A 12,967-nucleotide genomic window follows, 5' to 3' on the forward strand; every position below is an offset into this window, starting at 1 on the left:
GGATGTCGCTGAAACCCGAAAGCCCGCCTCCAGGACCCACTCGCGTGGTCAACCGTCTCATCGGCAGCCTGCCGCGGCAGGATGCGAGGCGGATGGAGGCGCTATGCGAGGCCGTCGACCTGGTACCGGGGTCGGTACTGTGTGAGGCCAACGAACTCCTTGAACATGCCTATTTTCCCTTGACGGGTTTCATTTCCCTGGTAACCCCCATGGCCGGTCATGAACCCCTGGAGACTGAACATATAGGGAGCGAAGGCATGCTCGGCGTAACCCTTGCGCTGGACATACCCTTCGCGCCCCAGCGGGGCCTCGTTCAGGGTGCGGGCAGTGCGTTGCGCATGACCGCCGGGCAATTGCGCTCCGCCACCCACGATAGCCCGGCGCTGCTGCGCCTCCTCAGGCGTTACCTTTATGTGGTTATGGTGCAGTTGTCGCGGACCACCGGTTGTGCCCGCTTTCATGAAGTGGAGGCGCGGTTGGCCCGGGGGTTGCTGATGATTCACGACCGGGCCCACGCCGACCATTTCCACCAGACTCACCAGTCCCTCGCCGATATGCTGGGCGTACAGCGGGGTGCCGTGACCATCGCCGCCGGCCATCTGCAGCAGAAAGGGGCCATCCACTATTCACGAGGGAAGATCACCATTGCCGATCGCAAGGTGCTCGAAGGAGAGTCCTGCTCCTGCTATGCCGCCGTGGCGGCGGATTACGCCCGCCTGCTGCCGGGTTGACGCGCCGGCACGGCCGCCGCACCACCCCCTGACGAGGGTGTCATCGCCCCATGAACTCCGCGCCACCTCCACGGGCAGGGCGTGTGGCCTTATGTGCGGTATCGTATGCTGATGTCATAATGATGGCCTATACTTCAGCCGCTGGGAAGATGGGCCTGCCGGCCCCCACGTCCAAAGGAACAACCGTTGCCCACCACCCCTACTACCCCTCCTGCGGAGCAAAACCGCCTGCTGGGCGCCCTGCCGTTGGAGGTGCGGGAGCGGCTCTTGGCCCATCTGGAGCCGGTGTCTCTTCCCCTCGGCAAGGTGGTCTACGAGTCCGGGGATACCCTGCGCCACGTCTACTTTCCCGCCGATTGCATCATTTCATTGCTCTATGTCATGGAGAGTGGTGCGTCGGCGGAGATCTCCGTGGTGGGCAACGAGGGCATTGTCGGCATAGCGCTTTTCATGGGCGGTGAAAGCACTCCCAGCCGCGCCATCGTCCAGAGTGCCGGGACCGCCTACCGGCTGCCGGGACAGCGCCTGAAGGACGAGTTCTACCGTCATGGCAGCCTGCAGGGGTTGCTGTTGCGCTACACTCAGTCGTTGATCACCCAGATGGCCCAGACCGCCGTGTGCAACCGTCACCATTCCATCGACCAGCAGTTGTGCCGCTGGCTTCTGATGTCCCTCGACCGGCTCTCCGATAACCACCTCACCATGACCCAGGAACTCATCGCGAACATGCTCGGCGTGCGCCGCGAGGGCGTGACCGAGGCCGCAGGCAAGCTGCAACGCCTCGGCGTCATCGAATACAGACGGGGCGATATCAGGGTACTGGACCGCCCCCTCCTCGAAAGGCTCTGTTGTGAGTGCTACATGGTGGTCAAGAAGGAAACGGACCGCCTGCTGCCCTACCTCGCCTGACCTCCCCCCCCCCCTCCCGGCGTAAGCCGACCTGGTTGAATCCAGGAGGGGCGCCTTCTGTACGCCAGCGAACGGAACCCCGCGCCACGGACGCGTATTTTGATGGAGACCAGCCTCCGTGCCTCGATCCGAAGTCGGGGCGCATTCCCCTAACTTGGAGCGTATACCCGTGAAACTGATCTTTCCCAACCCGAGTCGCAGTTTCGATGACAGTGCCCATCGGGTCCGCTTCTGGGGATACGACCGCGCCAGCGAGGTGGCCTTCTTTGTGGAAAGTGGGGCGCTCCGGCGTCTCCGTCCGAACCTGGAAGCCGCCGAGGCCGGGTTCCTGCAGGCCTTCGATGAGGCACGCAGCCGGATTGAGGAAGTGGCGGAAAAGGTCTATGGGCGCGGCAGTCGAGGCAAAGGTGGTTATGGCTACGTCCTGACGGCGGCCGACTTCTAAAGCGCTGGTATTCTCAGGGGTCCGATTCTCAGGGGTTGGCCCTTAAGGCGAAGCGGCGGCGATATCTTATGCCCCGGCTCGGCGATCGTGTGAGATGCTGCTCTAGCCCGGATGCTGAACAAAGCCGTCCGCGACTTTGTTCAGCGACGGTTGCGCGGCCCATGCCTGCGCTACCTCCCGCACGCCGTTGGTCGTTTACGAGACTGGCGCGGTGCCCCATCCCTGGGCCCTATGGGAAACACCGAATCGTTTGGCGTTTCCCGAGGATGGACAGCGCCCTCGCGTGTCTGTGGGGTCCTGGGCCTTTGTCATGTGGATTCCGGGATCACCCGGTCCACGGCGGGTCCCCTGCATGCACCTCCCCGCGGGGGTCACTACTGGCGACCACCCATCATGCCCGGGCCCTGGGGGCCGCCCATCATGCCGGGATATCCCTGGGGTCCGCCCATCATGCCAGGATGGCCCTGGGGTCCGCCCATCATGCCGGGATGGCCCTGGGGGCCGCCCATCATGCCCGGATGGCCCTGGGGGCCATCCATCATGCCCGGATAGTCCTGGGGTCCGCCCATCATGCCGGGATAGCCCTGGGGGCCACCCATCATGCCCGGGCCCTGGGGTCCGCCCATCATGCCGGGATGGCCCTGGGGGCCGCCCATCATGCCCGGATAGTCCTGGGGTCCGCCCATCATGCCGGGATGGCCCTGCTGGTAGCCACCCATGGGGCCCGGGTGACCCTGCTGGTAGCCACCCATGGGGCCCGGGTGACCCTGCTGATAGCCACCCATGGGGCCCGGGTGACCCTGCTGATAGCCACCCATGGGGCCCGGGTGACCCTGCTGATAGCCACCCATGGGGCCCGGGTGACCCTGCTGATAGCCACCCATGGGGCCCGGGTGACCCTGCTGATAACCACCCATCGGGCCCGGGTGACCCTGCTGATAGCCACCCATGGGGCCGGTGTAACCCTGGGAGTTGCCCATCATGGCAGGTTGTTCTTGGGACCTGCCCATGGCGTGCGGCCCACCTGGCGGTTTACCCGGCGCACCGGGACCAGCCTGGGCGACGCTTGGGCCATCGGTTTTTGAGGCGGCGGGCGCGGCTGCTTCCTGTGCAGCTAGAACCGGTGCAGCAAGAACGCAGGCTGCGATGGCTGCCGCGAGAATTGAGATTTTCATGATGGAGTTTCCTTTTGTCGGTGGTGGCTCTGAAACCAGAGCATTGACCATGCAATGCGCTCTTCAGAAGCAGTGGCGCGCTTGGGATGTTTTGTGAATCCTTTCCCCGGTGATGCTGCTGTTCCCGAGGGTACCTACAGAAAATACCATGACCAAGCGCGATGCCACCCTTGTACCGGCAGCCGTTCCAAACGTCGGTACGGTAGCGCACGGAAGGTCCATGCAGGTGATCTTCGTGGCTGGCACGAAGAGCAAGGCTCAGCACTTCAATTTCAGCGGATGCTCACATTCGGGGACAGACGATCGGACCCCCTTTGAAAAAAACTTTGGATCGATTCGCCGGCGGGAGAAAAGCACAACGGTTATGGCGCGAGGCCGAGATGCGCCAGCTCGCTGACCAATGTGCGGCGCCAGACAGACGGGGGCAAGGACCCTGCGTACCCTTACTCCTACGCAACCGATTCGGCACGCGCTCGGATCGGGCTTGCGCCTTCAATCCGAACATGCAGATGGAAATTACCTGGAGAGCTGTGATGAACAATGAATTTATCAAAACCGTCGGTGCGGCCATGGTCGCGGGTGCGCTGTTCGTTACGTTATCGGCCTGCGACTCGCAGGGGCCGGCGGAATCGGCCGGCGAGAAATTCGACGACGCGGTGGAAGACACCGGCAAGAAGATGGAAGAGGCCGGTGACAGTATTCGGGACGCGACGACGCCCGGAGGCAATTAGGTCCCTCAGGGCTCATACATGGTTTGAACCCGGGCCCGGCAGGGCCAGTTGGCGCGTCGCGCCGCCGGGTCCTTGTGCGACACCCCCGGGGCCGGGACCGGGCCAAGCGCAGACAGAAGTCGCTGCTTTGCACTGTGGCCAAGGCTGCAATCCGAACCCTTCGTGACGTCAGAAGCGGCACGGCTTTCCATGGGGTTGGGCCTCGCGGCAGTGCAATTAGGTGTGACAGCGTACAGATGGGCCGCGGCGGTGTGGGCAGTCTGTGCCTTCCCTGTGGATATTTCGCCCCGGCGCGGCATATTCGCTCGGAGGATCCATCAGTCGAAACGCAAAGTGGAAATCTTCCACGCCGCCGAGCAGATCAACGGTATGCGCCCTGGGGCGATTACGAGGAGGAGATGATCATCCGCCGCAATGTCAGCGGTGTGTTCCAGAGCCATGGGTATTGACCCCTGGTTTGAGCGAGTGAGCGGGCCTGAACCGTAAATCTTGGGCGGCGGCTGGACGACGCCGGCCGCGCTTCACTAATCAGGATTCGAAGACGACAAGCAATGATGGAAAGACGTCGAGTAGACGAACAACGACGCCGTGAACGCATAGCGGCAGCTTTCATGACCGAGGTGTTCGTGAGCCTCGGGCTGTCCGGGCGCTTCATGTCCCGCAACGTCAGTGCCGAGGGTATGTTCCTGGAGACAGGTTCCACCTTCCTGGCCTATGGTGACGAGATCGAATTGAATGTGGTGGTTTTCGGCGACAAATATCCCATGCGCGGCAGGGTGGTGCGCCATGGCTCGGGCGGTGTGGGCATAAAGCTGTCCCATGTGAATTCGCTCTACTACCGAGCCTTGACGTCCATGGTGGGATGAGTGTGAATGATCGCCTAAGGAGCTGAATCAGAAGGCGCTCGTTTCAGCACCTTCAGTTCCGGTTTGCTGTTACTTGGTGCGCATATCGTTCTTGACGGACTTCACGCCCGACACTGCGCGGGCGATCTCGACTGCCTTGTTGATGTCGGCCTGGGAGTTGACGAAGCCGCCGAGCTGCACTACGCCTTTGAAGGTTTCCACATTGATCTCTGCGGATTTCAAGGATGGCTCGTTGAAAATGGCCGCCTTGACCCGCGTCGTCACGACCGTATCGTCGATGTACTCGCCGGTGCTTTCCTGGTGGGCCGTACCCGCGCAGCCGACGAGTAAGGCCAGCAGAAGTGGCAGGAATATTGCCTGAAAGCGTCTGAGTCGTTTCATGTTCGGATTCTCCATGTGAAGGGTCAGGTGCCGCGGGTTCGCGGTAAAGCGCGACTCGGCGGGCGGTGGAGGCTATGGGCCGGCCTGCGGCGGGTAAGCATAGTGCAGTCGTGTTAGATCTTGCCTAAGAGCAACAGCAGGACGATTACAACCAGGATCAGGCCGAGAGCGCTGCTGGGGCCGTAACCCCAACTCCGGCTGTGGGACCAGGTCGGGATCACACCAAGCAGCATTAGAACCACCACGATGAGCAGGATTGTCCCTAGTGACATTTCAATTCTCCCTAGGCTCGGAGCAGCAAAATCAGAACGAGGACCAGCATTGTCCCTAGTGTCATTTCGTTGTTCCGAAGTATCTGAACGTCAACAACGTCGCCGGACGGCAATAGCCTTGCAGCACGGCGGCGACCTTTTGTCCAACCTCGATACAATGGCCGACGATTGAACTTTCACTGATCTCCGGGGTTTGGTCTGTACGCCAGCGCACATCAATGCCGAAGTCATCTTCCCGGAAGAACCTGGGACGCATCAGATAGTAATCCAGAGCAGTGTCCGCCATTGGGGCTCCGGTTGCAGGGTTGCCCGGTGCGAGAAGCGGTGGTGGGCACGACGATAGGCGGGGCTGGCAACGGTCCTCTATGGAACAGGCTCCGGCTCAGGGCGTGAGGCCGAACAAATCCACCAGGCCGAGGAGGACGGCATAACGCAGGCCCTTGCCGATGCCGGTGAGCAGGATGAAGACGTCGAAGCGCACCCGCATGAAGCCGGCGACGAAGGTCAGGGCGTCGCCGCCCACCGGGGCCCAGGCCATCAGCAGCGACCACACGCCGTAGCGCTGGAACCAGCGCTGGGCGTGGCCCATACGGTCGGGCCGGAACGGGAACCAGGGCCGGTCCTGGAAGTGCAGCAGGTAGCGCGCCAGGGCCCAGTTCACCGCCGATCCCAGGGTGTTGCCCGCGGTGGCCCAGGCCCACAGGGGCAGGGGCTCGTAACCGGCGGTCAGCAGGCCGGCGAACATCACCTCGGAGTAGGCCGGCAGAATGGTGGCCGCCGCCAACGAGACCAGAAACAGGGTGAAGTAGGCCTCCACGCCGGTCGCCGAATCCTCAGGCGCGCCCGAACGCCGCCGTCACCACCGCAGCGAACAACCGGCTGTATTCACGATTCACCATCCACCAGCCATCATCCGCCATTCACCATTCACCATTCACCATTCACCATTCACTATTCACTATTCCCCCACCCCTAAACCATCCCCACCGGATCCAGCAGCCGCTTCAGCTCCTCCCCCGGTATGTCCGTCTCCTCCAAGGCCACCTCCAGCACCGTCCGGCCCTCGTCCACGGCACGCCGGGCGATGGCGCCGGCGCGCTCGTAGCCGATGCGGGGGGTCAGGGCCGTCGCCAGCATGGCGTTGCGCTCGACGTGGCGGCGCAGGCTGTCCACGTCGACCTCCATGTCCCGCAGCGCGCGTTCGTCCAGGGCGCGGGCGGCGCCGGTGAGGAGTGCTATCTCCAGGTTCAGGTTGTAGGCGACCAGGGGCAGCATGGTGGCCAGTTGGAAGCGGTTGTCCCAGGCACTGGCGGCGATCGCGGCATCACAACCCACCACCTGGGCGCACACCATGGACACCGCCTCGGGGATCACCGGGTTCACCTTGCCCGGCATGATGCTGCTGCCGGGCTGGAGGGCCTTCAGGCGGATCTCCCCCAGCCCCGCCACCGGGCCGCTGTTCATCCACCTCAGGTCGCCGGCGATCTTCGCCAGGGTGGCGGCGGTGACCCGGAGCTGGCCCGACAGCTCGATGGCGGTATCCTGGCTGGAGATGGCGGCGAAGGCGTTGGCGGCAGGACGGAACTCGAGGCCTGTGCACCGTGCCAGCTCGGCAGTGGTCTCCAGGGCCAGCCGCGGGTGGGCATTGAGCCCGGTGCCCACCGCGGTGCCGCCCACGGCCAGCTGCAGCAGCCGTGGCTCCACATCCGCCAGGCGCGCGTGGTCGTTCCTGACCTGGGCGGCCCAGCCCGAGATCTCCTGGCCCAGGGTCAGGGGAGCGGCATCCATGAGATGGGTACGCCCGGTCTTCACCACGCCGTGGTATTGCTGGGCAAGCCCCTCCAAGGTTGCGGCCAGGGTCGCGAGGGCGTCCTTCAACTTCTGCAGGCCACGGGCGGCGCTGACGTGGATGGCGCTGGGAATGACGTCGTTGCTGCTCTGGCCGCGATTGACGTGGTCGTTGGGGTGCGCCTCCCTGCCGAGGCGGCGCGCGGCCAGGGTGGCGATGACCTCGTTGGCGTTCATATGGGTGCTGGTGCCGGAGCCGGTCTGGAACACGTCCACCCCGAACTGGCCGTCGTGGTGGCCGACGGCCACCTCGTCGGCGGCCAGGGCGATGGCCTCGGCCATGTCCGCGGGCAGCTCGCCGAGGCGGCCGTTGGCCCGCGCCGCCGCGGCCTTGATGAGCCCCAGGGCATGGATGAAGGCCGGTGGCAGGGTCAGGGCGCTGATGCGGAAGTTGTCCAGGGCGAGGCGCGTCTGCTCACCGTAGAGTATGTCTTCCGGCTGCGCCGCCGGGCCGGGGGAAGGGTCGGTCATGAGGCGCTCCGGGGCATCAGCGGTACTCTGGGTCGGGGGCATCGAAGCGGCAGCCGGCCTCCCAGGCCGAGCGCTGGTTGCCGTGGGCGGGGATGCCACCGGCCTCCTTCAGCATGCGCGCGAGGTGGAGCAGGTTCCAGGTCATGAAGGTGGTGTTGCGGTTGGTGAAGTCGTTCTCCGGCCCGCCGGAATCGGGGTCGCGATAGGAAGGGCCGGGGCCGGCCTCGCCGACCCAGGCGGCGTCGGCCTGGGGTGGCACGGTGTAGCCCAGGTGCTGCAGTGAGTACAGCAGGTTCATGGCGCAGTGCTTGGCGCCGTCCTCGTCGCCGGTGATGAGGCAGCCTCCCACCTTGCCGTAGGTGGCGTACTGGCCGGCGTCGTTGAGGTCGCCGGACTGGGCATAGAGTCGTTCCACCACCTTGGTCGCTACCGAGGATTTCTCTCCCAGCCAGATGGGTGTCGTGAGTACCAGGATGTCCGCCCGGCGTACCTTGTCGTAGAGTTGCGGCCAGTCATCGCGCTCCCAGCCGTGCTCGGTCATGTCGGGATAGACACCGGCGGCGATGTCGTGGTCCACCGGACGGATGAGTTCCGTCGCCACGCCGGCGCTGTCCATGATGGTGCGGCTGATGCGGATCAGCCCTTCGGTATGGGACATCTCCGGGGTCTTCTTGAGGGTGCAGTTGAGAAACATGGCCCGCAGCCCGGAAAAGTCCCAGGGGTGCTCATCACACCACTGCTGCTGGAGTTCGTTGAGCATGGTTCGATCCTCCCGATTGCCGGTAGTGAGGTTGCCTCGTTCCCCCTAGTGCTTCCGCGACCCTACGGCCCGCGCCGCCGGAGGCTCCTTCACATTTGATAAACTCCAAAGCCGCCCATCCAGTCAAGCATGAGACGCCGTGCGGCGTCGGTCCAGGAGAGCCCTGCCATGGCCTTTCATCTTAAAAGCAAGGAATCGGTGAAGAAGGGCGTACGCCGCATCGCCCTCGGCTAAAAAAAACGGTGTCAGGAACCGTTTCCCTCACAGCGGAAACGGTTCCTGACACCGTTTTTCGGCGCGCACCTGCCCGGCCGTGCGGGTCGCTGGCCGGGCCCTGGAACGATCCGGGTCACCGCGGGTGGGTTGAGGAGAGGTATGCCGGACGTTTGCCGCCAGCCACCGGAGGATCGATCATGGTCAGAGTACGCCATCAGGACCCCGCCGAGTTCGAGGGCGGCCACTCACGCTCCCCGCGCCGCGCTCCGCGCACCCGCGAGCGGGGCGGCTCCAAGAGCATGCACGAGGGCGTCGCCGTGTGGTGCGACTGCTGCAGCTGCGAGATGGAGCCCTACTGGGCCGAGGCGGCGGCGGAGATGGGCGTGGAACTGGTGAGTGACTACGAGGACGGGGAGGACTGAGGCACGATCTGAGACATGGCCCAAGGCCGTGTTCGTTCATGGAACTAATCCTGAGCAGAATAGTCAGTTATTAAGAATATTCTGAAAAACCGGAGGTTTATCATGAGCGGACTTATTGCTGACTTTCCCTACAACGGCGTGGTCACCGTCAACCGGGTGATCATCAGGCCGGAGTACACCGTGGACGATCTGCAGGAGCGGGTGGCCGAGCTGTGCGAGAACGTCAAGACCTACCACTCGGATACCGGCTTCGTGGGCGGTTTCGTGGCGCTGAACCGTGGCCAGATCTCCAACGAGGGTTCCACCATCGGCCAGCCGGTGGATGACGAACTCAAGGACCGCGAGGCCCTCATCGTCACCTTCTGGAACTCCTTCGAGGACCACGAGGCGTCCCATCGCAGCGAGACCTTCCAGCCCCTGTTCAGCAAGGTATTGGAGCTGTGCGAGAACGGTAACGAAGAGATCGCCTACGACATGCTGTGGTCGGGCAAGGCCTACAGCGCGGAGGAGGCGGCCGCGGCCCGCGAGGCCAAGGAGAAGTACGCCGCCTGATGCCGGTGGCACAGGCAGTTGACAGAGCGGGGCCCGCGGGCCCCGCTTTGCATTTCAGCCCTCGATACAGACCACCAGCCGCAACCGCGCCACGCTGCGCGCCAGTCCGGCGGGGTCGGTGGCTTCCACCGCCGCCGACACGTCCTTGTAGGCCCCGGGGCCTCCTCGGCAGACGGCCAAATCCCAGGGCGGGGCGGAATATGTCTGCTAGTCTCTTTCCTATGATATGGGTAATTCACCGGCAATGTCCGGCCGCCACCCGAGAGGACTTGCCATGAGCCGCCGTGGACTCATCATCGGCGGCGTCCTGGCCGTCGTGCTGCTGGCGGCCGCGGTCATAGGCTTGTGGCTGGCGGTGGATGCGGAACGTTACCGCGGTCGCCTGGTGGCGGCGGCGGAGCAGGCCGTCGGCCGGACGGTGACCATCGACGGCCCGCTGGAGTTCCGTATCCTTCCCTCTCCCCGCCTCGTCGTCAGGGGCGTGGGTCTGGCCAACACCGACTGGGGGTCGCGACCACAAATGCTGCGCATCGGACGCGTCGAGGCGGCGGTGGACCCCCTGGCCCTGATGGGCGGGCGAGTGGTGATCCGCTATCTCGATCTCGACGATACCGAGCTGCTGCTGGAGACATCGCCTCAGGGCCAGACCAACTGGCGCTTTCAGGGTGGTGGCCAGGAAGCAGGGCCGGCGGTGGCGCTGCAGGGCGACGTGACGGTGCGGGACTTCACCCTCATCTGGCGTGGCGCCGGCGGGCCCCTCGAGGTGATGGTCCGGCGCCTCGGGTTGACCGCCGCGGATCCCGGCGCCGCCCTGGAGCTGGACGGTGAAGCCGTCCTGCGGGGCGAGACCGTGAACTTTTCCGGCAGTCTCACGGATCTGGCGACCCTCACCGCCGGACGCGGGGTGGAACTGGACCTCGCCCTGGAGGCCCGCGACAGCGTGGTGGCGGTGGCCGGGCAGGTGGCGCGGCCGCTTGAGGCCGGCGGCCTCGAGCTGTCCCTGAAGGCCGCGGGGGAGGGCGTAGCCACCCTTTCGGCCCTCACGGATGCCGCCCTCCCAGCCATCGGTCCCTGGGAGGTGGAGGCGGAGGTCACGGATACCGACACCGGTCTGCGCCTCTCCGGCCTCCATGCCGGCCTGGCCGCTGGCTCCGTGACGGGCGAGATGGAACTCTCCGGCGGCGGCCCTCGCCCGCGCCTCAGCGGGCGCCTGCAGGCCACCGGGTTGCGTCTGCCCGGGCCGGCCGGGGCCGGCGCAGCGCCGGGGAAGCGGTTGTTCGGCACCGAGCCGCTGCCCCTCGGCCCCCTCGCCCGGGTCGACTTGGCCCTCGATATCACCGCAAAGGACCTCGGCGTCGCCAGCGTGATCCTCCGCCGGTTGGCGGGCACGGTGTCTCTGGAGGCCGCCAGGCTGCGCCTGGCCGGCGTGGAGCTGGAGCTGGCGGACAGCGCCTTCGCAGGTGAGCTGGAACTGGACGGCGATGCCGAGCCGCCGGCCCTGTCCCTGCGCCTCGTCTCCGAGGCGCTGGACATGGCGCGTCTGCAGGAACTCATCGCCGGGCACCATTGGTTGCGGGCCAAGGGCCGCATGGAGGTGGACGTGACCGCGCGCGGGCGCACGCCGGCGGCCTTGGCCGCCAGTCTGGACGGTACCGTGCGCCTGCTGGTGGAGCAGGGCGAGGCCAGTACCGAGGACATCGATGCCATGGTGGGCGGGCTCACCAGGCTGGTGGGGACGCTGGTGGCTGCCGACAAGGAGCGCGCCACCCTCAACTGTGCCGTAGCCGACTTCGAGGTGGAGCAGGGCGTGGCCACCGCCCGCGTGCTGCTCGCCGACACCGAGCATTCGACGGTCTATGGCGCGGGCACGGTGGACCTGGGCAAGGAGCGCCTCGACCTGCTGTTCACCCCCAAGCCCAAGGCCATCACCCTCAGCGTAGCGGTGCCGGTGGAAGTGGCGGGCCCGCTGATGGCCCCCAGCTACAACCTCGAGGAGATGGCGGTCACCCGCAAGGCGGTGGGAATCCTGGCGGCGTTGGGGATCATCTCCTTCCCTCCGGCCGCGCTGCTCGGTCTCGCCGAGCTGGGTACCGGGTCCGGGAACCCCTGCCTGGCCATCGCCCGGGAGCACGGCGAGAAGGCCGAGTCAGGGACCGGAAAGGGCGGTAATGCCCTCGACGCCCTGGGGGAGGGCCTGAGAGGCCTGTTCGAATGATGAGGGAGACGGTTCGCTCCGGGCGAGGGGGTGGGATCCGGGGCCGGGATCGAAGCCCCGGGACGGGGGTCTTCGGGCGCCTCATGGCATGACCGCCGTCGCCCGCGCAGCCATTGCGAATTCTCATTGTCCGGCCGCCTGGCGCTCGCTGCCGAGGACCATGGCGTGCGGGTCTGCATCAGCCGCACCGGCATCGTCATGGGCCGTGGCGGCGGCGCCCTGGCGGGCCTGGCGCCCATGTTCAGGATGGGTGTGGGGGCCGTGGCCGGCCGCGGCGACCAGTGGGTGTCGTGGGTCCACATGGAGGACTTGCTCTGCATGTTCGAGGACTTCATGGCCGACGACGCTCTGGCCGGCCCATTCAACAACACCGCCCCCAACCCGGTCACCAACCGCGACTTCTCCCGCGCCATCGGCCGTGTCCTCCACCGCCCGGTGTTGCTCAAGGCCCCGGCCTTCGCCATGCGCCTGGCCTACGGGGAGTTGGCTCACCGCGGCGAATTCTTCCGGCTCACCCAGCATGGTGGCTGGCAGCTGGAACTGCAGGGCATGTTCCTGGCCACCGCCGTGGCCCTGGTGCTGCTGGGGCCGGGTCGCTTCGCCGTCAACCGGCGCTGAAGGCGTGGCGCAAGGGCGGGCTGCGCGGTGGCCCTGAGGCGATCCCGTAGGGCCGATACGCCGCATGTGCGGCGGAACGAACTGACGGCCCTGCCGTCAACACTAATCTACAAAGCGAACCGTGGTGTCAGGGATCCACTCAAGTTTGAATGTCGGGATGAATCCCGACCTTGTATGTTGGAGTTATCTGGCATGTTAGGTTTTTTGCCAGACACCGGGGAAGCCGTCCCGACCTGGAGGCAGGAAGTTTCTGACCTCGCGCGTAGATGGGCTCCCCGCCTCATTGCCGATTTCGAGGAGTATCGGGAAGCCAGCCTGGCTGGACTTCGTATCACAAGGTCGAACCGGCAAGAAA

17 protein-coding genes are annotated in these 12,967 nt (G+C 65.4%); 10 read left to right on the plus strand and 7 right to left on the minus strand.

The features are described from left to right. Nucleotides 1–2: 2 nt before the first annotated feature. The 6 genes from U5S82_18790 to U5S82_18815 all read left to right on the plus strand — a co-directional run bounded on the left by U5S82_18790 (nucleotide 3) and on the right by U5S82_18815 (nucleotide 4,857). Nucleotides 3–731, plus strand: coding sequence for a Crp/Fnr family transcriptional regulator (locus U5S82_18790; protein ID MDZ7753630.1), 729 nt, complete (start codon nucleotides 3–5; stop codon nucleotides 729–731). Between the two features lie 186 nt (nucleotides 732–917). Next, nucleotides 918–1,640, plus strand: coding sequence for a Crp/Fnr family transcriptional regulator (locus U5S82_18795; GenBank protein MDZ7753631.1), 723 nt, complete (start codon nucleotides 918–920; stop codon nucleotides 1,638–1,640). Between the two features lie 169 nt (nucleotides 1,641–1,809). Next, nucleotides 1,810–2,085, plus strand: a complete 276-nt coding sequence (locus U5S82_18800; GenBank protein MDZ7753632.1) for a DUF1488 domain-containing protein — start codon at nucleotides 1,810–1,812, stop codon at nucleotides 2,083–2,085. Between the two features lie 458 nt (nucleotides 2,086–2,543). Next, entirely contained in the window at nucleotides 2,544–3,170 is a 627-nt protein-coding gene (locus U5S82_18805) for a hypothetical protein (GenBank protein ID MDZ7753633.1), read from the plus strand. A gap of 623 nt (nucleotides 3,171–3,793) precedes the next feature. Further along, the gene (locus tag U5S82_18810; GenBank protein ID MDZ7753634.1) at nucleotides 3,794–3,991 is read left to right on the plus strand and encodes a hypothetical protein; all 198 of its coding nucleotides are present in this window, start codon (nucleotides 3,794–3,796) and stop codon (nucleotides 3,989–3,991) included. A gap of 554 nt (nucleotides 3,992–4,545) precedes the next feature. Further along, nucleotides 4,546–4,857, plus strand: a complete 312-nt coding sequence (locus U5S82_18815; protein ID MDZ7753635.1) for a PilZ domain-containing protein — start codon at nucleotides 4,546–4,548, stop codon at nucleotides 4,855–4,857. Nucleotides 4,858–4,926: 69 nt separating this feature from the next. Here U5S82_18815 and U5S82_18820 read toward each other — a convergent pair whose 3' ends face one another. The 6 genes from U5S82_18820 to U5S82_18845 form a co-directional block, all read right to left on the minus strand. After that, nucleotides 4,927–5,238, minus strand: a complete 312-nt coding sequence (locus tag U5S82_18820; GenBank protein MDZ7753636.1) for a BON domain-containing protein — start codon at nucleotides 5,236–5,238, stop codon at nucleotides 4,927–4,929. 113 nt (nucleotides 5,239–5,351) lie between these two features. Next, on the minus strand, nucleotides 5,352–5,510 hold the full coding sequence (locus U5S82_18825; GenBank protein ID MDZ7753637.1) for a DUF3309 family protein: 159 nt from the start codon (nucleotides 5,508–5,510) through the stop codon (nucleotides 5,352–5,354). Nucleotides 5,511–5,571: 61 nt separating this feature from the next. Beyond that, nucleotides 5,572–5,796: a hypothetical protein gene (locus U5S82_18830; GenBank protein ID MDZ7753638.1), complete on the minus strand. Its 225-nt coding sequence runs from the start codon at nucleotides 5,794–5,796 to the stop codon at nucleotides 5,572–5,574. A 96-nt stretch (nucleotides 5,797–5,892) separates the two neighbouring features. Then, complete coding sequence (locus tag U5S82_18835) at nucleotides 5,893–6,327, minus strand: YqaA family protein (protein ID MDZ7753639.1); 435 nt, start codon at nucleotides 6,325–6,327, stop codon at nucleotides 5,893–5,895. A 155-nt stretch (nucleotides 6,328–6,482) separates the two neighbouring features. After that, a complete protein-coding gene (locus U5S82_18840) occupies nucleotides 6,483–7,829 on the minus strand; it encodes a class II fumarate hydratase (GenBank protein MDZ7753640.1) in 1,347 nt (448 codons plus the stop codon). Nucleotides 7,830–7,845: 16 nt separating this feature from the next. Then, on the minus strand, nucleotides 7,846–8,589 hold the full coding sequence (locus U5S82_18845; protein ID MDZ7753641.1) for a flavodoxin family protein: 744 nt from the start codon (nucleotides 8,587–8,589) through the stop codon (nucleotides 7,846–7,848). Between the two features lie 413 nt (nucleotides 8,590–9,002). Here U5S82_18845 and U5S82_18850 point away from each other — a divergent pair, with 413 nt between their 5' ends. Continuing rightward, nucleotides 9,003–9,227, plus strand: coding sequence for a hypothetical protein (locus U5S82_18850; protein MDZ7753642.1), 225 nt, complete (start codon nucleotides 9,003–9,005; stop codon nucleotides 9,225–9,227). Nucleotides 9,228–9,329: 102 nt separating this feature from the next. Then, a complete protein-coding gene (locus U5S82_18855) occupies nucleotides 9,330–9,779 on the plus strand; it encodes a ligand-binding protein SH3 (protein ID MDZ7753643.1) in 450 nt (149 codons plus the stop codon). A gap of 54 nt (nucleotides 9,780–9,833) precedes the next feature. Here the strand turns inward: U5S82_18855 and U5S82_18860 are convergent, their stop codons facing one another. After that, nucleotides 9,834–9,959: a hypothetical protein gene (locus tag U5S82_18860; protein ID MDZ7753644.1), complete on the minus strand. Its 126-nt coding sequence runs from the start codon at nucleotides 9,957–9,959 to the stop codon at nucleotides 9,834–9,836. A gap of 94 nt (nucleotides 9,960–10,053) precedes the next feature. Here U5S82_18860 and U5S82_18865 point away from each other — a divergent pair, with 94 nt between their 5' ends. Continuing rightward, nucleotides 10,054–11,994: an AsmA family protein gene (locus U5S82_18865; protein MDZ7753645.1), complete on the plus strand. Its 1,941-nt coding sequence runs from the start codon at nucleotides 10,054–10,056 to the stop codon at nucleotides 11,992–11,994. Between the two features lie 126 nt (nucleotides 11,995–12,120). Next, the gene (locus U5S82_18870; GenBank protein MDZ7753646.1) at nucleotides 12,121–12,612 is read left to right on the plus strand and encodes a hypothetical protein; all 492 of its coding nucleotides are present in this window, start codon (nucleotides 12,121–12,123) and stop codon (nucleotides 12,610–12,612) included. The last annotated feature ends 355 nt before the right edge of the window (nucleotides 12,613–12,967 follow it).

Source organism: Gammaproteobacteria bacterium (assembly GCA_034522055.1).
Classification (GTDB): Bacteria; Pseudomonadota; Gammaproteobacteria; order JAABTG01; family JAABTG01; genus JAABTG01.

What these genes read in the sequence shown, in the direction of transcription:
- U5S82_18840 (MDZ7753640.1), bottom strand. Translation starts at nt 7,829, where the DNA reads ATGACCGACCCTTCCCCCGGCCCGGCGGCGCAGCCGGAAGACATACTC.
- U5S82_18865 (MDZ7753645.1), top strand. Translation starts at nt 10,054, where the DNA reads ATGAGCCGCCGTGGACTCATCATCGGCGGCGTCCTGGCCGTCGTGCTG.
- U5S82_18825 (MDZ7753637.1), bottom strand. Translation starts at nt 5,510, where the DNA reads ATGTCACTAGGGACAATCCTGCTCATCGTGGTGGTTCTAATGCTGCTT.
- U5S82_18850 (MDZ7753642.1), top strand. Translation starts at nt 9,003, where the DNA reads ATGGTCAGAGTACGCCATCAGGACCCCGCCGAGTTCGAGGGCGGCCAC.
- U5S82_18790 (MDZ7753630.1), top strand. Translation starts at nt 3, where the DNA reads ATGTCGCTGAAACCCGAAAGCCCGCCTCCAGGACCCACTCGCGTGGTC.
- U5S82_18815 (MDZ7753635.1), top strand. Translation starts at nt 4,546, where the DNA reads ATGGAAAGACGTCGAGTAGACGAACAACGACGCCGTGAACGCATAGCG.
- U5S82_18810 (MDZ7753634.1), top strand. Translation starts at nt 3,794, where the DNA reads ATGAACAATGAATTTATCAAAACCGTCGGTGCGGCCATGGTCGCGGGT.
- U5S82_18805 (MDZ7753633.1), top strand. Translation starts at nt 2,544, where the DNA reads ATGGCCCTGGGGTCCGCCCATCATGCCGGGATGGCCCTGGGGGCCGCC.
- U5S82_18830 (MDZ7753638.1), bottom strand. Translation starts at nt 5,796, where the DNA reads ATGGCGGACACTGCTCTGGATTACTATCTGATGCGTCCCAGGTTCTTC.
- U5S82_18845 (MDZ7753641.1), bottom strand. Translation starts at nt 8,589, where the DNA reads ATGCTCAACGAACTCCAGCAGCAGTGGTGTGATGAGCACCCCTGGGAC.
- U5S82_18820 (MDZ7753636.1), bottom strand. Translation starts at nt 5,238, where the DNA reads ATGAAACGACTCAGACGCTTTCAGGCAATATTCCTGCCACTTCTGCTG.
- U5S82_18855 (MDZ7753643.1), top strand. Translation starts at nt 9,330, where the DNA reads ATGAGCGGACTTATTGCTGACTTTCCCTACAACGGCGTGGTCACCGTC.